The sequence below is a fragment of the Mammaliicoccus vitulinus genome (assembly GCF_029024305.1).
GTDB lineage: Bacteria > Bacillota > Bacilli > Staphylococcales > Staphylococcaceae > Mammaliicoccus > Mammaliicoccus vitulinus.
In genome coordinates, this window is the sequence record NZ_CP118974.1 from 1,048,176 (window position 1) to 1,070,478 (window position 22,303).

At 32.4% G+C, this 22,303-nt stretch carries 20 protein-coding genes; 15 read left to right on the forward strand and 5 right to left on the reverse strand.

Annotated features, from left to right (window positions below; translation table 11 throughout):
- Positions 1-117 precede the first annotated feature (117 nt).
- From ezrA to PYW35_RS05340, 4 genes are all read left to right on the forward strand, one after another.
- On the forward strand, positions 118-1,812 hold the full coding sequence (ezrA, locus tag PYW35_RS05325) for a septation ring formation regulator EzrA (protein WP_016912206.1): 1,695 nt from the start codon (positions 118-120) through the stop codon (positions 1,810-1,812).
- 300 nt (positions 1,813-2,112) lie between these two features.
- Positions 2,113-3,258, forward strand: coding sequence for a cysteine desulfurase family protein (locus tag PYW35_RS05330; protein WP_103322693.1), 1,146 nt, complete (start codon positions 2,113-2,115; stop codon positions 3,256-3,258).
- Positions 3,248-4,465: a tRNA uracil 4-sulfurtransferase ThiI gene (thiI, locus tag PYW35_RS05335; RefSeq protein ID WP_103322692.1), complete on the forward strand. Its 1,218-nt coding sequence runs from the start codon at positions 3,248-3,250 to the stop codon at positions 4,463-4,465. The genes PYW35_RS05330 and thiI overlap by 11 nt, the downstream gene beginning before the upstream one ends.
- Positions 4,466-4,511: 46 nt before the next feature.
- The gene (locus tag PYW35_RS05340; protein ID WP_103322691.1) at positions 4,512-5,285 is read left to right on the forward strand and encodes a sulfite exporter TauE/SafE family protein; all 774 of its coding nucleotides are present in this window, start codon (positions 4,512-4,514) and stop codon (positions 5,283-5,285) included.
- Between the two features lie 218 nt (positions 5,286-5,503).
- On the opposite strand, the gene PYW35_RS05345 is transcribed toward PYW35_RS05340, so the two are convergent.
- The gene (locus PYW35_RS05345; protein ID WP_016912744.1) at positions 5,504-6,307 is read right to left on the reverse strand and encodes an NAD kinase; all 804 of its coding nucleotides are present in this window, start codon (positions 6,305-6,307) and stop codon (positions 5,504-5,506) included.
- A gap of 85 nt (positions 6,308-6,392) precedes the next feature.
- On the opposite strand from PYW35_RS05345, the gene sppA reads away from it, so the two are divergent.
- The 6 genes from sppA to PYW35_RS05375 all read left to right on the forward strand — a co-directional run bounded on the left by sppA (position 6,393) and on the right by PYW35_RS05375 (position 11,040).
- Positions 6,393-7,388: a signal peptide peptidase SppA gene (gene sppA, locus PYW35_RS05350; RefSeq protein ID WP_016912743.1), complete on the forward strand. Its 996-nt coding sequence runs from the start codon at positions 6,393-6,395 to the stop codon at positions 7,386-7,388.
- Between the two features lie 13 nt (positions 7,389-7,401).
- Positions 7,402-7,953: an RDD family protein gene (locus tag PYW35_RS05355; protein WP_016912742.1), complete on the forward strand. Its 552-nt coding sequence runs from the start codon at positions 7,402-7,404 to the stop codon at positions 7,951-7,953.
- Positions 7,954-8,033: 80 nt separating this feature from the next.
- Entirely contained in the window at positions 8,034-8,534 is a 501-nt protein-coding gene (gene tpx / locus PYW35_RS05360; protein WP_103322690.1) for a thiol peroxidase, read from the forward strand.
- Positions 8,535-8,595: 61 nt separating this feature from the next.
- Positions 8,596-9,540: a class I SAM-dependent methyltransferase gene (locus PYW35_RS05365; RefSeq protein ID WP_016912740.1), complete on the forward strand. Its 945-nt coding sequence runs from the start codon at positions 8,596-8,598 to the stop codon at positions 9,538-9,540.
- A 75-nt stretch (positions 9,541-9,615) separates the two neighbouring features.
- Positions 9,616-10,812, forward strand: coding sequence for an acetate kinase (locus PYW35_RS05370; protein ID WP_016912739.1), 1,197 nt, complete (start codon positions 9,616-9,618; stop codon positions 10,810-10,812).
- A gap of 99 nt (positions 10,813-10,911) precedes the next feature.
- Complete coding sequence (locus PYW35_RS05375; RefSeq protein ID WP_016912738.1) at positions 10,912-11,040, forward strand: hypothetical protein; 129 nt, start codon at positions 10,912-10,914, stop codon at positions 11,038-11,040.
- Positions 11,041-11,103: 63 nt separating this feature from the next.
- Here PYW35_RS05375 and PYW35_RS05380 read toward each other — a convergent pair whose 3' ends face one another.
- Positions 11,104-11,610, reverse strand: a complete 507-nt coding sequence (locus PYW35_RS05380) for a universal stress protein (RefSeq protein WP_016912737.1) — start codon at positions 11,608-11,610, stop codon at positions 11,104-11,106.
- 233 nt (positions 11,611-11,843) lie between these two features.
- On the opposite strand from PYW35_RS05380, the gene ald reads away from it, so the two are divergent.
- A complete protein-coding gene (ald, locus tag PYW35_RS05385) occupies positions 11,844-12,956 on the forward strand; it encodes an alanine dehydrogenase (RefSeq protein WP_016912736.1) in 1,113 nt (370 codons plus the stop codon).
- 325 nt (positions 12,957-13,281) lie between these two features.
- Here the strand turns inward: ald and PYW35_RS05390 are convergent, their stop codons facing one another.
- Together PYW35_RS05390 and PYW35_RS05395 are read right to left on the reverse strand one after the other, a co-directional pair.
- A complete protein-coding gene (locus PYW35_RS05390) occupies positions 13,282-13,911 on the reverse strand; it encodes a copper homeostasis protein CutC (protein WP_103322689.1) in 630 nt (209 codons plus the stop codon).
- Positions 13,908-14,963 (reverse strand): M24 family metallopeptidase, encoded by a 1,056-nt coding sequence (locus PYW35_RS05395; protein ID WP_103322688.1) that lies wholly within the window; start codon positions 14,961-14,963, stop codon positions 13,908-13,910. Before PYW35_RS05395 ends, PYW35_RS05390 begins: the two co-directional genes overlap by 4 nt.
- A 111-nt stretch (positions 14,964-15,074) precedes the next feature.
- Here PYW35_RS05395 and PYW35_RS05400 point away from each other — a divergent pair, with 111 nt between their 5' ends.
- Together PYW35_RS05400 and PYW35_RS05405 are read left to right on the forward strand one after the other, a co-directional pair.
- Positions 15,075-15,764, forward strand: a complete 690-nt coding sequence (locus PYW35_RS05400; RefSeq protein WP_103322687.1) for a metal-dependent hydrolase — start codon at positions 15,075-15,077, stop codon at positions 15,762-15,764.
- Positions 15,765-16,371: 607 nt separating this feature from the next.
- Positions 16,372-17,667, forward strand: coding sequence for a DRTGG domain-containing protein (locus PYW35_RS05405; protein ID WP_103322686.1), 1,296 nt, complete (start codon positions 16,372-16,374; stop codon positions 17,665-17,667).
- 30 nt (positions 17,668-17,697) lie between these two features.
- Here PYW35_RS05405 and PYW35_RS05410 read toward each other — a convergent pair whose 3' ends face one another.
- Entirely contained in the window at positions 17,698-18,048 is a 351-nt protein-coding gene (locus PYW35_RS05410; RefSeq protein ID WP_016910931.1) for a YtpI family protein, read from the reverse strand.
- A gap of 74 nt (positions 18,049-18,122) precedes the next feature.
- Here PYW35_RS05410 and PYW35_RS05415 point away from each other — a divergent pair, with 74 nt between their 5' ends.
- Both PYW35_RS05415 and PYW35_RS05420 read left to right on the forward strand, forming a co-directional pair.
- The gene (locus tag PYW35_RS05415) at positions 18,123-19,049 is read left to right on the forward strand and encodes a DHH family phosphoesterase (RefSeq protein ID WP_103322685.1); all 927 of its coding nucleotides are present in this window, start codon (positions 18,123-18,125) and stop codon (positions 19,047-19,049) included.
- 12 nt (positions 19,050-19,061) lie between these two features.
- Entirely contained in the window at positions 19,062-22,253 is a 3,192-nt protein-coding gene (locus PYW35_RS05420) for a DNA polymerase III subunit alpha (protein ID WP_103322684.1), read from the forward strand.
- Positions 22,254-22,303: the final 50 nt, after the last annotated feature.

The following is a 22,303-nucleotide window of genomic DNA, read 5'->3' on the forward strand; positions in this document are numbered from 1 at the left end:
ATTTTTTTGAATTATATATCTATTTTATAATTTTGGATATATTTTGCATAGAAAAAGGTTTGTTGGATAATTATTTTACGTTATAATAAAGAGAACGATTTAGGAGGAGAATACATAATGGCAATTTATATAACACTTGCAATTATTATCATTATATTAATTGGTATTGGTATAATGTTATGGTTACGTACATCAAAGCGAAATTTGATTACTGAAACCGAGCAGCGTAAGCAAAAAATTAAACAATTACCTTTTCAAGATGAATTAGCTAAACTTAAAAAATTAAACATACATGGTGAAGCTAAGGATAAGTATGACCAGTTTAAAAGAGAGTGGCAAACTGTCTTACAAGAAGATTTAAAAGTTGTAGATGCAAAAATTCAAGACGCTGATACAGAGTTGGATAAATTTAAGTTTTCTCAATCAGAAGAAAGCATTGCAGATGCTAACAAAATCATGGATGGTATAGAGAAGAAATATACGCGTTTAGCTCAGAGTGTTACAGAATTAATGACAACAGTAGAAACAAGCGACCGATTATATGACGAATCTAAACAAATTTATAGAGAAACAAAAAGAGAAGTATTGGCCAACAGACATCAATTTGGAGATGCTGCAGAGCTTATCGAGAAAAATATAGAAGCATTCCTACCTAGAATTGAGCAATATGAGGAGCTTGTTGCAGATGGACATTATATTAAAGCGAGCGGCCATATAGATCAACTCAACACTGATATGAAACGCATGCAAGAAGATATGAATGAAATTCCATTGTTAATCAAGGATGTCCAAAAAGAATTGCCAGGTCAATTCCAAGACTTGAAATTTGGTTGCAGAGATTTAAAGGTTGAAGGATATAATCTTGAACATGTTAAAGTGGAAGGTACATTACAAACTTTACGTGGCAAACTTAACTTAGTTGAACCATTAATTGGTAGACTAGAGTTAACTAAAGCTGACAGGATTATTAATGAAATCAATGATACTTTAGATGATATGTATGATCTGATTGAACATGAAGTTAAATCTAAAAATACAGTAGAACAATCTAAAGAAATCATTACAGATGAATTATTCCACGCTAAAGATATGAACTACACACTTCAAACTGAAATTGAGTATGTTAAAGAAAATTACTACATTTCCGAGGAAGATGTTCATAAAGTAAGACAATATGAAAATGAAATTCAAAATCTTATTAGCGTGTATGATGAAATCTTAGGAGAAATGGCTAAAACTAATGTTCGTTATAGTGAAGTGGAAGACAACTTACTATATATAGAAGAACATGTTCAAGTGATAAATGATAATCAACAAAAAATTCAAAATCACTTAGTATCACTTAGAGAAGATGAAGCGGCGGCTCAACAAAATACGTTACGTGTTCAAACTAAAAAAGAAGAAATATATCGAAATTTATTGGCTTCGAATTTACCAAGTGTACCTGAAAGATTTGTTATTATGAAGAATGAAATCGATCATGAAATTCGTGAGGTTAATAAAATTTTCAGTCAAAGACCGATCAATGTACAATATGTTAAAGATAAAGTCAGCAATATTGTACTACAAATGAATAAATTCGAAGATGAAACTACGGATGTGTTAATCAACGCAGTTCATGCAGAGACTTTAATTCAGTACGGTAATAGATATAGAAAAGAAAATAATGAATTGAATAAGAGTCTTAATGAAGCAGAAAGACTCTTTGCTAACAATAGATATAAACGAGCAATAGAAATTGCAGAGACAGCACTTGAAAAAGTTGAACCTGGAATTAGTAATAAAATTGAAGAAGATGTCAATAAACGATAATAAAAGTTAATCTCTTCATTAGGTTACGGCCTAATGAAGAGATTTTTTTATATCTCGATTTTGAAAGTGCATGCTTGCCTTATAAATATGGTTCGAGCCTGTAGTCTCTCTCACATACTATTCCCCCGGGCGTCAGCACTTTGCAAAATCGTGGAGAATAATCCAAGTGAAATCTGGGCAAAACGCACGAAGAATTGATATTGTGCGATTCTTGTTCCACTCCTTTTTTATGAGCTGATAGGTATATCTATAGCAAATGAGTTGTGGTATCATTATATAATGAAAAAAAGAGGTGACAGTATGATATATCTTGATAATGCTGCAACTACAAAGCCTAATGAGGATGTTATTCAATCTTATACGCAGATGAATACACAATATTATTTTAATCCTAATAGTCCTCATACAGCAGGTGTGAAAATTGCTCATTTAATTGATAAAGCAAGAGAAAATATTAAACAATATTTAAACTTGAACGACAAGTTCGACATAATTTTTACAAGTGGTGCTACTGAATCGAATAATATAGCATTGCAAGGCATGGCTCAAATGAAAAAAAGGTTTGGTAAAACGATATTAACAACTAAAATCGAACATCCTTCTGTATTGGAAACGATGAGAGCGCTTGAAGATCAAGGGTTTAATTTGAAATATATCAATACAACAAAAGATGGCAAACTGGATATTGAATCTTTAAAAAAATTACTCAATGATGATGTTGTACTTGTTACATGTATGCATGTGAATAATATAATGGGGCAAATTCAACCAATTGAAGAAATTAGCGAAATTCTACAGAAATATCCTAAAGTTCATTTCCATGTAGATGGGGTTCAAGGCTTCGGTAAAGTACCTTTGAATATAAATCTAGCAGATAGTTATAGTTTGAGTGCACATAAATTTCATGGTTTGAAAGGATCTGGCATTTTAGCCATTACGCAAATCAAGATGATTCAACCTATTATTTTTGGTGGTGGACAAGAGTATGGCGTAAGAAGTGGTACTGTAAACGCACCAGTAAATATCGCTTTAGCAAAAGCTATGAGACAAATGAATGATCGTAAAGATGAAAATATAAAAGCATTAACTCAAAAGGGCACTGAAATACGAAGCTTTATTGAAAAATATGAAGGTGTGCGCATTAATTCACCTAAAGATGCTGTTCCATATATATTAAATGTATCTTTTCCAGGCGTAAAAGGTGAAGTATTAGTTAATGCGTTTTCTAAATATGAAATTTATTTATCTACGACGAGTGCATGTTCTTCTAAAAAAAGCTCTCATAATGAAACGTTAAAAGCGATGGGTTTGAGTAATATGATCATCGAAGGAAGCATAAGATTGAGTATCGCACCTGATTTAACAAATGAACAAATAGAAGCATTTAAAGATGCCTTTAACAAAGTATATAAAGAGGTAAAGGAGTTATTAAAATATGAATTATGATCACATATTAGTTAGATATGGTGAATTGACTTTAAAAACAGGTAACAGAAATATGTTTGTTAATAAATTAAAAGCAAATTTAAAAAGTAGGTTAATGCCACTTCAAGGCTATAATGTTCGTGCTAATCGTGACAGAATGTATATCGATGTACATGAAGGTGCAGATATTGAAGAAATGATGAGCCGTATTCAGACTGTATTTGGCGTACACTCTGTAAGCCCAGTTGTAAGAATTGAAAAAGAGTTAGATGCGATGAAAGAAATAGCTTCAAAGTTTGCTGACGACTTTAAAGATGGCGATACATTTAAAATTGAAGTAAAAAGAGCTGATAAAACATTTGAGCTTGATACATTTCAACTGCAACAAGAATTAGGTGGACATGTTCTTCAAAACACTGAAAATGTAACTGTAAATGTTAAACAGCCAGATCATAGAATAAAAGTTGAAGTTCGTAAAGATGCAATTTATATGTATAATCGTGTGCTTGAAGGTGTCGGAGGATTACCAGTTGGAACAGGTGGTAAAACATTACTCATGTTATCGGGTGGTATTGACTCACCAGTAGCAGGTATGGAAGTTATGAAAAGAGGCGTAACAATTGAAGCTATTCATTTTCATAGTCCACCATATACAAGTGAGCAAGCGAAACAGAAAGTTATTGATTTAACAAAACAACTTGCAAATTTAACAAATGATATTAAACTTCATATTGTTCCTTTTACAGAATTGCAGAAACAAATTCATAAAGTAGTAGAAGAAAGCTATACGATGACGAGTACTAGAAGAATGATGTTAAAAGTTACTGAAAAATTAGCACATGAGATTGGTGCTCAAGCAATTGTTAATGGAGAAAATCTTGGCCAAGTTGCGAGTCAAACGTTAGGTAGTATGTATGCAATTAATAGTGTGACATCTATGCCGATTTTAAGACCGTTGCTTACATTTGATAAAGAAGACATAGTTAGAAAAGCGAAAGCAATTAATACTTTTGATTTATCAATACAACCATTTGAAGATTGTTGTACAATATTTACACCTAAAAATCCGAAAACTAATCCGAAACTTGAAAAAGTTGAATACTTCGAGTCTAAATTTGATTTTGAAGATTTAATTGAAGAAGCGGTTAAAAATGTAGAAACCATTACAATTTCCAAGCATGATGATATGCAACAACAAAAAGATGAATGGATGGATGAACTACTTTAATATTAACGTTGGGATGTCGTTATCTTAAAGTAGAGGAGATATCCAGATGGAATTTGATTTAAATATTTTACTCATAGTCATTATATTTGGTTTAATAGCATCATTTATAGATTCAGTAGTTGGTGGAGGAGGACTCATTTCTTTGCCAGCGCTGTTAGCTGTAGGTATGGATCCTGCTACAGCATTAGGTACAAATAAATTAGCGAGTTCATTTGGTACTTTTACAAGTACTATGAAATTTATAAAAGCTAAAAAAGTAGATTTTGATATAGTAGGCAAACTATTTCCGTTAAGTTTTATAGGTTCAATATTTGGTGCGATTACTGCTACATATTTACCGCCAGAATATTTAAAGCCGCTCGCAATTATAATATTAGCATTAGTAACGATTTACTCAATTGTTAAGAAAGATTGGGGCGATATTAATAAATATAAGAAATTGTCACTTAAAAAAGCCATTTTATTTATTATAGGCGTCGTTATTATAGGGTATTATGATGGATTTATAGGTGGTGGCACCGGGTCATTTTTCTTATTTATGTTGTTACTAATAGGTCTAGACTATTTACATGCAGCGGGTAATGCGAAATTTTTAAATTTAGCTTCTAATCTAGGTGCATTGCTCTTGTTTATGGTATTAGGTCAAGTAAATTATGTTTATGGATTTAGCATGGCTGCTTCAATGGTCATAGGATCATACTTAGGTGTTACTTTTGCTATTAGAAAAGGTGTTTCTTACGTTAAAGTTTTATTTATCGTCGTTACAATTTCATTAATACTTAAAAATGTGTATGACTATGTTAGCAGTCACTTCCTATAAAAAAACCAGCGAATAGAATCGCTGGTTTTTTTATGTCGACAAAGTCACTTAAAGTGAACTTGTTGGCAGTTTTTTTATTTTAAAATCGTGGAGAAAAATATATTTATTGGTATATATAACAATATTATAGTGAAATCTTCGATTTTGCTCGTGCATGCCCGCGGAAAGCATGCGCATAAAAAATGCCGGCAAAGTTTAAGACTTTGTTGACTAAATATTTATAAGAATTTTCGTTGGACTTTACTCCAAAATGAGTTTTGAGGTAATTTAAGCGTTCGTATATATTTATCTTGAATTTTTAATGTTATAAAGTCAGTTTCTTGAATACTTAGTGCTTCGTTATCAAGACCCATTATCGGGTAATAATTACCTTCTTTGTCGAGTGTAATTTTCAGTGTTCTCGTATCACCTAAAACAACTGAACTACTAACTGTTCTGAAATTATTATTATTTAAAGATGCAATTTCTGTCAATTGCATACTTCTTATTTTAGGATCTATAATTGCGCCATCTAAAGATTTGTTATACCCTGTTGAACCAGTAGGTGTAGATATTAACAAACCATCGCCGTTAAATGCTTCAAAATACTCATCATCGATAAATATTTCCATTTTCATAGGCTTAATGACACTGGATTTAATATAAAAATCATTTAAACACATATAAGACATTTGATCGTTTAAATTCACTTCTAAGATTGGGTATTTTCTTACCATAACCTCTTCTGAATCTATAGAGTTTATTAAATGTGGAATATCATCTACACTGAAATCAACATATAAATAGTTTTGATCTAATCTTGTCTTTATACCAATGTATACTTTGTCTTTGCTGAAATTCGTTTTTCTACATGCTTGTAAAAAACTCCCGTCACCTCCGACTGAAGCAATAATATCTGCATGATCATAGTTTGAAACAAATTCAAATCCATGTGGTTCCATTTCATTTTGAATTTTTTCTCGAGTCTCTAACACGTCCCGATCTTTTGAAGTGAATAGATAAATTCGTTTACTAGAAGTCATAATTTGTTCCTCCCAAATGTTACAGTTACTATTAAAGTCTGTTATTATTATATATGTAAATATATAAAATAGAAAGGAAGATAGTATGTCTAAAAGAATTATAGCCATCATCATAGCAGCTATTTTAGTAATAGGCGGTATAGTTGTGAGTGCTGTTGGCATATTTATGGATGATTCATGGAAGAAAACAGCGACTGATTCAGATGGGATTAGTGAATCTGTTCAATCTGGTAGCGATAGCAGTAGTAAAATTGTTAAACTATCCGTAAATGGAACCATTGAAGATACAGGCCAAGAAGAATCATTGTTCGGCGGTGGAGGATACAATCATCAATCATTTTTAAAACAATTAGATAAAATTAAAAAAGATAAAGATGTTAAAGGTGTACTTCTAGAAGTGAATTCTCCAGGTGGAGGAACATATGAAAGTGATGAAATACATAAGAAATTAGAAGAAATAAAAGCTAAAGATAAAAAAGTGTATGTTCAAATGAAGAATATGGCTGCTTCAGGTGGTTATTACATTTCGACACCAGCAGATAAAATTTATGCAGGTTCTCAAACATTAACAGGTTCTTTAGGTGTTATTATTTCTAGTACGAATTATGCGGAATTAGCTGATAAATTAGGTGTTAAAGATGAATCTGTTACATCAGGTAAGCATAAACAAATATTAAATCCTATGAAAGATATGACTAAAGAAGAACGTAACATAATGCAATCCATTATTGACGATAGCTATAAGCAATTCGTAAATGTCATTAAAGATGGTAGACATATGTCTGAATCAGATGTTAAGAAATTAGCTGATGGTAGAATTTATTCAGCGCAACAAGCTAAATCTAATGGCTTAATTGATGAAATTGGCTATGAAGATGATGCGATTAAAGCTTTAAGAGGCGACATAAAATCTAAAAACGCACAAGTTGTAACTTATGGTGCATCATCTGGATTTTTAAACTTCCCAATGGCAGCGAAAAGTAAATTGTCTTCTATGATAGGTTTAGATGATTTAAGTAAATATGAATCTTTAGTTAAAGCAAATAATTCACCACAACCAATGTACTTGTATGGTGAGTAAGGAGGGATTTTAAATGACTGAAGCAAGTTACGAGCAAATCGCTACAACGCGTGAACAAAGTGATATTGAGCGTACAGTAAATAAATATATGTCTGAAATAAAATCCATCGTATTTGCAGGATTCTGGATTCGTTTTTTCGCGTATATCATCGATATATTAGCTTTAGCAGGATTTAAAGGTATCGTCTTAAGTCCTTTATTTGCATTAACGAACATTCAAGATGAATATTTATTTGTACCATATTTCAGTGTTGAAAATATCATAAGTGCTTTAATATTTTATTTATATTTTGTACTTATGACTTACAAGTTTAAAGGAACACTCGGTAAAATGTGCTTAGGATTGAGTGTTTATCGTGAAGATGCAAAACCTCTCAAATTTACAGATGTGTTATTTAGAGAATGGATTGGAAGAATCATTTCAGGTGCATTGTTAGGATTACCATATTTAGTAGTTGCTTTTACTAAAAAACATAAAGGTATACACGACTATTTTGGTGACACTGTTGTGCTCAAAAACAAATATATTCAATTGAGAAATGACTTCCAAAAGGCAGCAAGATAATCATATTATAATCAAAAGAATTTTAAAGTCTCTTTAATCATGATAAAATATATTTATCAAGATTAAGGAGGCCTTTTTTTATGGCGCAAGTTACATTCAAGAATGAACCAGTTACGATATTAGGTAAGGAAGTTACAGTAGGTTCAGTAGCACCAGATTTTACTGTATTAGCAAATGATTTATCTGAAAAGACTTTAAAAGACTATGAAGGTAAAAAGAAACTTATTAGTGCCGTACCTTCTATAGATACAGGAGTATGTAGTCAACAAACTCGTAAATTTAATGAAGAAGCTGCAAATGAACAAGATGGTGTTGTTTTAACAATATCTAACGACTTACCATTCGCACAAAAAAGATGGTGTGCAGCAGAAGGTTTAGAAAATGTTATTACATTAAGTGATCATCGCGATTTATCATTCGGTGAAAACTTTGGTGTTATCATGAAAGAACTTCGTTTATTAGCGCGTTCAGTATTTGTTTTGGACAAAGATAATAAAGTTGTTTATGCTGAAGTAGTGAGTGAAGGTACTGACCACCCTGACTATGATAAAGCTTTAGAAGCTTATAGAAATTTAAACTAATTAACAACCATAAATCGCTGTCCATTACATTGGGCAGCTTTTTATACGAAAGAGGGCAATTATGACTGAAGAAAAGAATATAATGGAAGTATTATTTGAAAAACTTGATGTAAAAAGTAAAGACCTCCACGATGAAAATGGTCAAAGCTATATTGAAAACTTAGGTTTGGCTTTGGAAGAAATTTATACTAATCAAAGAGACTTATTAGAACAATCTACTTTACAAGAGCGTAGAAAAGCCTTCCAGTTTGCTTATTTAAGCTTATTAAAGGAAGAAGTTATTCAGCCAAATCACCAAATGACGCCTGATTCTATCGGGTTTATATTAAGTTATCTCGTAAACTTGTTTAACAAAAACAAAAAGGAACTTAATATAGTCGATATCGCAAGTGGAACAGGGCACTTAAGTGCAACTATAAATGAACAAAATCAAGAGAAAAAGGTTATGCATCATCTCGTTGAGGTGGATCCTGTCTTACAACGTTTGAGCATCCATTTAGCTAACTTTTTAGAAATACCATTTGATGTATATCCACAAGATGCCATTATGCCGTTACCATTAGAAGAAGCAGACGTTATAGTAGGTGATTTACCAGTTGGTTATTATCCAGTCGATGAACGCAGTAAAGAGATGAAATTAGGCTTTAGTGAAGGACACAGTTATAGTCATTACTTATTGCTAGAGCAAGCAGTTACTGCAACTCGACCAGGAGGGTATGTATTTTTAATTGTTCCTACAAAATTATTTGAAGGCGAAGAAGTGAAACAGTTACAAAAATATATTGCTACAGAGACAGAAATGCAAGCATTTTTAAACTTTCCTAACTCATTGTTTAAAACAGAACAATCTCGTAAATCACTCTTAATTTTACAAAAGAAAGATCCTGGAAATACTAAGAGTGTTGAGGTATTGCTAGCAAACATCCCAGACTTCAAGGCACAAACTCAGTTGCAAACCTTTTTAGCTGAAGTAGATGAATGGATGAAAGAAAATCATTCTCTATAAACTGTATTAATGCTTGATTCATATCTGTATTAGTGTTTAAATAGTATAGAAAAGTATTATCAGGAGGAAGTCTAAATGACAAAAATAATAGCAATTAATGCCGGTAGCTCATCTTTGAAATTTCAATTATTTGAAATGCCTGAAGAAAAAGTTATAACTAAAGGGCTAATCGAGCGTATCGGGTTAAAAAATTCAGTTTTCTCAATTTCGGTAAATGGAGAAAAAATAACTGAAACATTAGATATTGAAAATCATGATGTTGCAGTTAATATTATGTTAGATGCATTAAAAGAACATAATATCATCAATGATATTAATGATATTCAAGGTTCAGGACACCGTGTCGTACATGGTGGGGAACTATTCCCAGATTCAGCCCTTGTAACAGACGAAGTATTGGCTGAAATGGAAACATTAACGGATTTAGCGCCATTACACAATCCTGCCAATATAATGGGTATTAAAGCTTTCAGAAAACTGCTACCAAATATTCCGCATGTAGCTGTATTTGATACATCATTCCACCAAACGATGCCTGAAGAATCATATTTATATAGTTTGCCATATCACTTTTATAAAGATTATGGTATTCGTAAATATGGTTTCCACGGTACAAGTCATAAATATGTATCACAAAGAGCATCAGAATTATTAGATCGTCCTTTAGATCAGCTTAGAATTATTTCTTGTCATATCGGTAATGGTGCTTCTATCGCAGCGATAGATGGTGGTAAATCAGTAGATACATCAATGGGCTTCACACCATTAGCAGGTGTTACAATGGGAACGCGTTCAGGTAACCTTGACCCAGCTTTAATTCCATATATCATGGAGAAAACCGGGAAAAATGCAGAAGAAGTATTAAACATTCTTAACAAAGAATCTGGACTACTAGGTATATCTGGATCTTCAAGTGATTTAAGAGATATTCAACAAGATGCAAATGAAGGTAATGAACGTGCTAAATTAGCATTAGATGTATTCGCATCTAGAATTCATAAATACATGGGTTCTTATGCAACGAGAATGCACGGCTTAGATGCGATTGTCTTTACAGCAGGTGTAGGTGAAAACTCTGATACAGTGCGCGCTAAAGTATTAGAAGGTTTAGAGTTTATGGGTGTTTATTGGGATCAACGCTTAAACACTGGATTACACGGTGAAGAAGGATTTATCAACTATCCACACTCACCAGTTAAAGTTATTGTAATTCCAACTGATGAAGAAGTTGTCATTGCACGTGACGTATTGAAATTTGGTAAATTAGCATAATAAAAAGAGTCTCACATATCAATGTGAGGCTCTCTTTTTATGTTTAAAGTTAATTCGAGTGGATATAACTAATTAATACCTATATTGAGGAGGGTACTTATGAGACCAGAAAGAGCGCTAATGCGATTAGTTAGAATAGTCACACGAAGAGTCGTTAAAGAACAATCGAGAAAACAAAAGCAAAAAAATAATCAAAATTCAAAAGATCAAAATGGAGATAACAAATAAGTTGTTTGCATATAAAAAAGCGTTCAGCTTAATGGGCTGAACGCTTTTTGTAATTGTATTAAATTATTTACCTTCGTGATGTTCATCGAATAATTCTTTAGTAGCTACAACTGGTTCGAAATCATCAGGCATTGTTTCAGTTCTAATAACTAAAACATCACATGGTGAGTTTCTTACGATTGATTCAGAAACTGAACCGACTATAAATCGTTCAACAGCATTTAAACCTGAAGTACCACACATGATAAGGTCTACATCAAATTCAACGGCTAATTTTTTTGGAATAACAGTTTTAGGTGAACCGAATTCAAGTTTAGTTGCTACATTATTTACACCATTTTTTTCAGCAAATTCTTTATATCCAGATAATAAACTTTCAGCAAAGCTTGTTGCCTTATTTACTATTTGAGTATCGTAGGCTTCGACACTTGCATATGAACGAGAGTCTACAACGTTGACGATTGTTAATTTAGCATCATTACGCTTAGCGACAGCTACAGCTTTGTTGAATGCCCATTCTGACTCAGTTGAACCATCTACAGCTATTAAAATATTTTTGTAACTTAACATTGAAACCGCCTCCTAGTTCTTTTGTTTAATTATATCATAATTTTCTGAAAATATAACAATATAAACTTTTAAATAATAGAATTTCTTGTCCAACTTTATGAAAAATGTGTTAAGATATCAATGTAGTAAGAAGATTTAGAAAATTAAGAAAATATTGATAATATAAAAATTGAATAATAATGATTGCGCTTTCAAATTAGTGGCGTTAAGATTGAATCAAGGAGGAATGTAAAATGATTATAGGGGTACCAAGAGAAATTAAAAATAATGAAAACAGGGTGGCATTAACACCTAGTGGCGTAGCTAGTTTAATAGCACAAAAACATGTGGTTAAAGTTGAAACAGAAGCTGGAATTGGTTCACAATTTACTGATGAAGATTATAAACAATCTGGCGCAGAAATTGTTAACCAACAAGAAGCGTGGAATGTAGATATGGTTATGAAAGTTAAAGAACCACTTAAAGAAGAATATCAATTTTTCAAAAAGGATTTAATTTTATTTACATACTTACATTTAGCAGCAGAAGAATCTTTGACAAATGCATTGTTAGAAAAAGAAGTGACATCAATAGCATACGAGACTGTACAGTTAAGCGATCGTTCATTACCATTATTAGCTCCAATGAGTGAAGTTGCAGGTAGAATGTCGACACAAATCGGCGCTCAATTTCTTCAAAAAACTAATGGTGGAATTGGTATACTATTATCGGGTGTTCCGGGTGTTAAACGAGGCAAAGTGACAATAATCGGAGGCGGTCAAGCTGGAACAAATGCAGCTAAAATGGCAGTTGGTCTAGGTGCAGATGTAACGATTATCGATTTAAATCCAACACGCTTACAACAATTAGATGATTTATTTGGTTCTAGTGTACAAACAATGATGTCATCACCATTAAATATTGAAGAAGCAGTAGTGGAAAGTGATTTAGTAATTGGCTCAGTACTTATTCCAGGAGCAAAAGCACCAAAGCTTGTAACTGAAGATATGGTTAAAAAAATGAGACCAGGTTCAGTATTAGTAGATATCGCAATTGACCAAGGTGGTTCATTCGAAACATCAGATAGAATTACAACACATGATGATCCAACTTACGTTAAACACGGTGTTGTTCATTATGCAGTTGCTAATATGCCTGGAGCTGTACCTCGAACATCTACAATTGCATTAAACAATGCAACTACACCATATGCAATTCAACTAGCAAACAAAGGCTATGTGAAAGCTTGTCAAGATAACGAAGCTTTAGCAAAAGGCTTAAATACGATTCATGGTAAATTAACTTATGAAGAAGTAGCGAAAGCATTTGATAAAGAATATACACCTTATCAAGAAGTATTAAAATAAAACAAAGTCTAGACATAAATAACCTAGATTAATATAAAAGAGCGTAAATTCTTATTTTTTAAGAATCTACGCTCTTTTTATTATCATGATTAAATTTGGTAGCCATTAAAGTTAAACCAATTTATTTACTTTAGATTTCGTCCGAATCGCTCACTGAACATTGTAATCCTAATTTTACTTAATTATTCCTCGCGATTTTGTAAAGTGCTGATGCCCGGGGGAATAGTATGAGAGAGAGACTACAGGCTCGAACCATACCCCTAGGCAAGCATGCACTTTCAAAATCGCAAGATTTGTAAACGAATAGTTATGGATGTTAGCAATTCTATACGATTTGTGTACCGTGTACTTCATCGAAAGGGATGTCTTCTACAAGTGTTGATAGGTTATCTCTATTTAATCCGCCACCTGGCATGATTGTGATATTTCCTTTAGAGTGAATTAACAATTTGCCAAGATGATTTAGATTATCAAATATCGAACTTTCACTTGGTCCTCCATGTGTTAATAAACGTTCGAATTGCTGATTAATTAACCAATCTAATGATTTAAGCTGATTGTAAGGATTAATTGTATCAAATGCCATATGACAAACGGCTGGAACGTTGCCAGATGTTTCTTTTAAAGCTTTCATTTTCCATTCATCTAAGCGTCCGTTTTCATCTAAGCAGCCAAATACAAATGCATCTACATTTAATTCCTTTAGCTGAATAATATCTTGTCTCATAACTTCATATTCAAAGTAGCTATAGTTGAAATCTCCGCCGCGTGGTCTAATCATAATTGCGACTTCTACATTGTTCTGATGACACATTTCTACTGCGATTTTAACTATACCGTAACTTGGCGTTGTTCCTCCTACTGATAGGTTGTCACATAGCTCTATTCTATTTGCACCATTTTTAATAGCGTGCTCAATTTGAGAGATTGTTTCTACACAAGATTCTTTGATCATTTTTGATAACTCGTTAAAATTTTATGACCATCTTTAGTTACAACAATATCGTCTTCAATTCTAACGCCAGCAACACGAGGAACATAAATGCCAGGTTCAATCGTTAATACCATTCCTTCTTTGAATTCATCTGCATTTGTACTAGAAATGTCAGGGAATTCGTGAACGCTTAATCCAAGTCCATGACCAAGTCGATGAGGGAAGTATTCACCGTATCCAGCATTGCTTATAATGTCTCTTGCTACTTTATCGCAATCTGAAATTTTAGCGCCAGGTTTAATCATTTTTATAGCTTGTTTATTAGCATCAAGTACGATATTGTATATTTCTTTAGCTTTATCTGATGGTGTACCAAACGGAACTGTTCTCGTTATATCAGAACAATAACCTTTATAAATGACACCTAAATCAAAGAGTACATATTCATTGTTGTTTAATGTTCTATCTCCAGGTGTACCGTGTGGGGCAGCTGCGTGATCTCCAAATAGCACCATAGTATCGAAACTCATTTTAGAAATGCCATGTTGTTTCATTGTTGTTTCAATGTGGTTTAATACTTCGATTTCAGTTACGCCTTCTTCTAATTTATCTACACCAGCTTGAATAGCTAAATCTGCATACTTAGCCGCTTCTTGTAACAATTCAATTTCATTATCTGCTTTAACATTTCTAATGTCTTTCATTACTTGGTCAATATCAATGATTGTTTCTACATTAAAAGCTTTTTCAACTTCGCGAAGTCTTTTTACTGATAAGTGCTCAGATTCAATTGCGAATGTTTTATAAGATTGCTGATCGATTAAATCAAAAGCTGATTCAGTATCTAAATAACCTACAATATTGCCTGTAAACCCAGCATTTTTAGCTTCTTCAACTTCCATTTTTGGACAAAATAAAGTTTCATCGCCATCTTTACTAATTAATAAACTAAATAGACGTTCATGAGGTTCTGATAAATATCCCGTTAAATAAAATATGTTTAATGGTGTTGTTATCCATGCTGCATCAGCACCTTTTTCATTTAAAAATGTTGTGATTTCATTACGTTTCATAATTTTGCCTCCCAGTTCTCTTTCTTACAATATTATTTTAGACTTCTTGATTCATTAATTCAAATTTAGGGTATATAATATACGGAAAAGACAATGTGAGGAGGGAGATTCATGAAAGTATCATTTCATGGACAATCAGTAATCTATTTTGAAAGTAAAGGATATAAAGTGATTGTGGATCCATTTATTACAGGAAATCCACTGTCGGATTTAAAGGCAGATGAAGTAGAAGTTGATTATATCATTTTAACTCATGGTCACGGAGATCATTTAGGTGATACGGCAAGTATTGCAAAAAGAACTGGTGCAACAGTAATTGCGTTACCAGAAGCACTTGATTATTTATCAAATAAACATGGTCTTGAAAACGTACATCCAATGAATATTGGTGGTAACGTTGAATTTAATTTCGGTAAAGTTAAATATGTACAAGCATTTCATAGTAATAGTTTCACAGAAGAGAATGGTGAAATTGTATATTTAGGTATGCCAACTGGTATTGTTTTAGAAACGGAAGCTGGTACCATTTATCACACAGGAGATACTGGGTTATTTAGTGACATGAAGTTAATCGCTGACAGACATCCAGTAGATTTATGCTTTATTCCGATTGGAGATAATTTCACAATGGGAATTGACGATGCTAGTTATGCAATTAATGAGTTTATTAAACCTAAAAAAGTCGTTCCGATACACTATGATACTTTCGATTATATTAAACAAGATCCAAAAGATTTTGAAAAAGCTGTAACCGAAGCGGAAGTAAGTATTTTAAAACCTGGTGAATACGTTGAATTATAATATAGATATTCAAAATGACTGCTTATAAAAGCAGTCATTTTTCTTTTGTAAACATATCACAGAGTGTCGATAAAGTTTTAGACTTTGCTGGCATTTTTTTATGCGCATGCTTTCCGCGGGCATGTTCTCAGCCTGTAGTCTTCGAATCATGCTGTTCCCGCAGGAGTCAGCGCTAAAAAAATACCGAATATTAGCAAATCATATTATAAAAATGATTAAATTTTATTTAGGAGTTGATTCTATGTTAAATTTTATTTTGAATTTATCAAGTGAAGGTCCACATGATAAATAGCAATAAATCTTTATACTATTCTCCACGATTTTGTAAAGTGCTGACGCCCAGGGGAATAGTATGAGTGAGAGACTACAGGCTCGAGCCATACCCCTAGGCAAGCATGCACGAACAAAATCGTAGATTTTAAAACATATCATGCCATTTACTAAAAAATCGTCAACAAGTTCACTTTAAGTGACTTTGTTGACAGTCTGAGATATCCAAAATGACTGCTTATATAAGCAGTCATTTTTCTTTTGTAAACATATCATTTAAGTGCTTAAGAATGTATAATAGTAAGTAATTCATTAAAATTTGATAGAGGGTATAAACATGACGAAACATGAACAAATTATTAAGTACATTGAGTCGTTATCTGTTGGACATAAAATCTCTGTCAGGCAGATTGCAAAAGATTTAAATGTATCAGAAGGAACAGCTTATCGTGCAATAAAAGAAGCGGATAACCAAGGACTTGTTGCTTCAATCGATAGAGTAGGTACTGTTAGAATTGAACGCAAGACTCGAGAGCAAATTGAAAATTTAACGTTTAACGAAATCGTTAAAATAGTAGATGGACAAGTATTAGGTGGAAAGCAAGGTTTATATAAAACGCTATCCAAATTCGCAATAGGTGCGATGGAGCTCAATGATGTTGTAAAATATTTAACGAAGAACACTTTGCTTATAGTTGGTAACAGAGCTGATGTGCAAATGGAAGCTTTAAAAAGAGGTTCTGCTGTACTTATCACTGGAGGATTTGAAGCAAACGAGGAAATCATTGAATATGCTGATGAATATGAACTGCCCATTATTTCATCAAATTACGATACCTTTATAGTGGCAAATTTAATTAACCGAGCTATATATGACCAAATGATTAAAAAAGAAATACTCATGGTTGAAGATATTATGATACCGATAGAATCCACATCTTATCTTGATGACACACAAAAAGTTAAAGATTGGAATGAATTATCACAGCTTACTTCACATACTCGTTTTCCTATAGTTGATAATGAAACGAAAGTTGTTGGTATTTTAACGAGTAAAGATATTGTAAATGAAGAGCCAGATAAAAGTGTTAAAACATTAATGACTAAAACACCAATAGTTGCACATTTGAATACAACTATTGCGACATGTGCACATTTAATGATTTGGGAAGGTATTGAATTATTACCGGTTGTTTCAAATTCTAAAGAATTAATTGGTATCATTTCAAGAGAAGGTGTATTAAAAACGATGCAGTTAATGAGTAGACAGCCACAAATCGGTGAAACGATTCATGATCAAATTGCAAAACAAATAACGATGAATAATGATAACGTTGTTGTAAACATTTCTCCTCAACTGACAAATCAGTTTGGGATGATGACGAAATCAGTATACCTCGCAGTTATAGAAGAAGCTTTGCGTTATGAAATAAGGAAAATGAAAAAATCAGAATTTATGATTGAACATATAGATATATATTATTTAAAAACCGTACAAATTGATGATGATGTAGAAGTTAAGGTTACGACATTAGATATAGGTCGGTTGTTCGCGAAATTTGAAGTAACGATGGTGAGTGGAAGTGCGACTGTAGCTAAAGCGTTGCTCATGTGTCAAATTCTCGAAAAATAAAAAAGCGTTATAATAACGCTTTTAAATGTATTATTTATGCTTTTGTTGTTCGAACTCTTCCCATGCTTTATTTTCGATGGGTAAGTTACCTTTAAAGTATTTGCTCGCTTTATAACCATAAATCATATTCAAAATACCAAAGAATAATAATACTAAAACAATAATATACGTTACTAAAGTTGGAAATAACAATACTTGGTCAACTGCAAATGCAATCATAAATATACCAAAATAAAACCTTGAGCGAGCTTTATGATAAGCTTTTCTAACGTCGCGCTTAGTTCTAAGTGAACGAGCAAGATTTAAAATAGCAAATATTAAAGCTAGTATCATGACTGTTACTGCTAAAGCAACGAATGTAGACATAATTTCAGGTGACATTTTCGATTCCTCCTACCAAGTCGAATTATATCAATTAATAAAATATAAGTAAATATATAGAAAGAAGGATAACAATGGAAGAAATATTAAATAAAATTAAGCAATACGAAACAATTATTATACATAGACATGTGAGACCAGATCCTGATGCTTACGGTTCACAATTAGGATTGAAATATATTTTACAAGATACTTTCCCTGAGAAAAAAATATACGCAGTCGGACAATCGGAACCTACGTTGGAGTTTATAGGTGAGTTAGATGATATATCTGATGATACTTATCATGACGCATTAGTTATCGTATGTGACACGGCTAACGCTCCTAGAATTGACGATGAGCGCTATAGTACAGGTGAAGCATTAATTAAAATTGATCATCATCCACCAGTTGATTCATATGCGGACATTAATTTCGTGAATACAAGTGCATCATCTACAAGTGAAATGATATTTGATTTAAATACAGCGTGGAATTTGAATGATTCAAACGTAAGTGAACGTGCAAGTAGAGTATTATATTTAGGTATCGTCGGTGACACTGGAAGATTCTTATTCGACAATACGACGACACATACGATGGAAGTAGCCGCTCAATTAATGACTAAAGAATTTGAACGCAATAAACTACTCAATCAATTAAGCGAACGTGATCCTGAGTTATTACATTTTCAAGGTTATATACTTCAAAACTTCAAATACGATGGCGAAGGTTTTTGTTCTATTAAAATTACGAAAGACATTCTTGAACAATTTGATTTAAAACCTAACGAAGCATCATTATTTGTTAATACTGTTTCAGACATTAAAGGACTTAAAGCTTGGGTGTTTGCAGTAGATGAAGGTAAAGAAATTAGATGTAGAATCCGTTCTAAGGGTATTCAAATTAATCATATAGCTGCTAAGTATAACGGTGGAGGACACCCTAATGCTTCTGGCGCATCAGTGTATAGTTGGGAAGAATTTGAAGCATTAGCAGCTGACATTAAATCTGAAATATAGGAGGTATAGCGCATGGTAAGTCATTTAAATATTCATTCGTCTTATGATTTGTTAAATTCAAGCATTAGAATTTCGGATGTCGTAAAAAAAGCTAAAAATGAAAATTATCAAGCGCTTGCTTTAACAGATTTAAATGTCATGCACGGCGCATTACAATTTTATGATGAATGTATCAAAGAAAATATAAAACCGATTTTTGGTTTAACGATATATTTAGATGACCAACTTAATCAAGTTGAATGTGTTGTATTAGCCAAAAATAATATTGGTTATCATAACCTCATTAAGCTATCGTCAGCCTTATCTATAAAAGAGCGTTTCTCAACACCTGTTGAATGGTTAAATACTTATTCAGAAGGATTAATCATTATTGCAAAACATCTTGGCCCAGATAATGCTTATTTATTCAACGCCATTAGTATAGATGATGAAGATAAATACCTTTCTCATGATTCTACAGTTGATTCAATGCATAAAAACGTCTATATAAAATCTACGCTATATTTAAATCAAAATGATGGAGATAGTTTGATTGGGTTAAAAGCTATTAAAAATAATGAAAAGTTAACAATGAGTGACTTTAATAAAAATTTGAACCACCATTTTTTAACGAACGATGAGATAGCCGCACTCGATGTTGCAGACGATTACATCCAAAACAGTGATGAAATAGCGCAAAAGTGTCATGTTGAAATTACATATCACCAAGATTTATTACCAAAGTTTAAAACACCAGAGAATAAGACGAGTAATGACTATCTATGGGAATTGCTCTTAATTAACAAAGAAAAATATCCCCAGTTTAATGAAGTATATGAAAAAAGATTAAAATATGAATATGACATCATTATTTCAATGGGGTATGCAGATTACTTTTTAATTGTTAGTGATTTAATTCAATATGCGAAAGAACAAGGTGTACTTGTTGGTCCTGGACGTGGATCATCGGGTGGTTCTCTTGTGAGTTATATTTTAAATATAACAACTATTGACCCTATAGAATTTGATTTGTTATTTGAACGATTTTTAAATCCTGAACGTGTAACAATGCCTGATATTGATATTGATTTTCAAGATACAAAAAGAGATAAAGTCATTCAATATGTTCAAGAAAAGTATGGAGATAATCGTGTAGCAGGGATAGTTACATATGGTCACTTACAAGCAAGAGCGGTTGCTAGAGATGTTGGAAGAATACTCCAATTTGATGATGCAACGTTAAATTATATTTCAAAATTGATACCTCATAAACTCGGCATTACTTTAGATGAAGCATATGAGAATGAGGAATTTCAACAATTTGTTAGTCAAAATCATTTACATGAAAAGTGGTTTGAACTTAGCAAACAGCTTGAGGGATTACCTAGACATACTTCTACACATGCCGCGGGTATTATTATAAATGATCAATCATTACATCAGTTTATACCTACCATGATGGGTGATACAGGTGTGTTAACACAATGGACAATGACAGAGACTGAAAAAATTGGTTTGTTGAAAATAGACTTCCTTGGATTGAGAAATTTATCCATCATCCAGCAAGTTGTTAATCAAGTTAAATATCAAGAAAAGCAAAGCGTTGATATTGAAAAAATACCTTTTGACGATCCTAAAGTATTTCAACTTTTATCAAAAGGGGAAACGACAGGTATATTCCAACTTGAGTCTCAAGGTGTGCGAAGTGTATTAAAAAGATTAAAGCCTGATCATTTTTTAGATATCGTCGCTGTAACTTCTTTATATAGACCTGGTCCAATGGAAGAAATTCCGACATATATTAAGAGACGTAGACAAAATGAAAAAATCGAATATTTACATCCTGATTTAGAAAGTATTTTGAAATCAACTTATGGTGTTATTATTTATCAAGAACAAATTATGCAGATTGCGAGTAAGTTCGCAGGTTTTTCATATGGTGAAGCGGATATTTTAAGAAGAGCGATGAGTAAGAAAAATAGAGCGGCATTAGAAAATGAAAGAAAGCATTTCGTTAATGGAAATATAAAACGAGGTTACGAGGAATCCACAGCAATTAAAATATTTGATTTAATACTTAAATTTGCTGACTATGGTTATCCGAAAGCGCATGCTGTTGCATACAGTAAAATAGCTTACATTATGACATTTTTAAAAGTCCATTATCCGACATATTTTTACGCTGCTATCTTGTCGAATGTAGTAGGTAACGAAGTGAAAACAGAACAGATGGTTACTGAATTAAAAAGAATTGGTGTTAAAATTTATCCACCATCAATTAATCATAGTGAATGGTTCTATAAAGCTACTTCAGACGGTATTTACACATCACTTGGTGCTATAAAAAGCGTCGGTTATCAAAGTGTTAAAAGTATCGTTGATGAAAGAAAGACAAATGGTCAGTATAAAGATATGTATGATATCGTCCATAGGCTACCTAGTAAAGTGAAAAGCAAAAAGATGATACAAGCACTGATTTATGCTGGTTCATTAGATGATTTTGGCCAAACTAGAGCTACTATGCTTCAGTCGATTGACGATATATATGAAAGGAGTGAATCAGTTGGAGATGCCAATAATTTACTTGCTGAATTAGGATTGAATGTAAAAAAAGAATTTAAAGAAGTTGAAGAAATGCCTGATCTCATGAAAAGTGAATATGAGAAAGAGTATTTAGGATTTTATGCAACAGAGCATCCAATACTTTCTTTATTTAAGCAACATCAATACTTATCCATTTATCCAATTGGCATACAAAATGATAAAGTACCTATGTTGGTCATGATATCTTCATTACGAAAAATCAGAACTAAAAAGGGTCAAAATATGGCTTTTGTCAATTTAATAGATGGTGTCAATGAAGTGGAAGGTGTCATATTCCCTGATGCGTATAAACTGATTGAATCAACTGAAATTACAAATGTGCCGATTATTATTAGAGGTAAGTTTGAGAAAAGAAATGGCAAAACTCAAATTATCATAAATGGTATTGAAACTTTAGACGCATTTAAGCAACAAAAATTAGAAACGACAAAAGAAGTTGTCGTTCGAAATATTACCACGCTTGATGAATGGGTAACACGTTCAGAGGCGAGTGATATTAAAGTCACATACTTTAATGATGATAATTATACTTCAAAATCACTTGGATATTTAAATTTAAACAAGGGTAATTTTGAAGAATTTATTAATATAGTAGGATATGAAAATGTGCGTCTTTTATAGTCTTTATTAATTAAATAATGTATGATATAGTATTCTTCATGGTGGTCTGA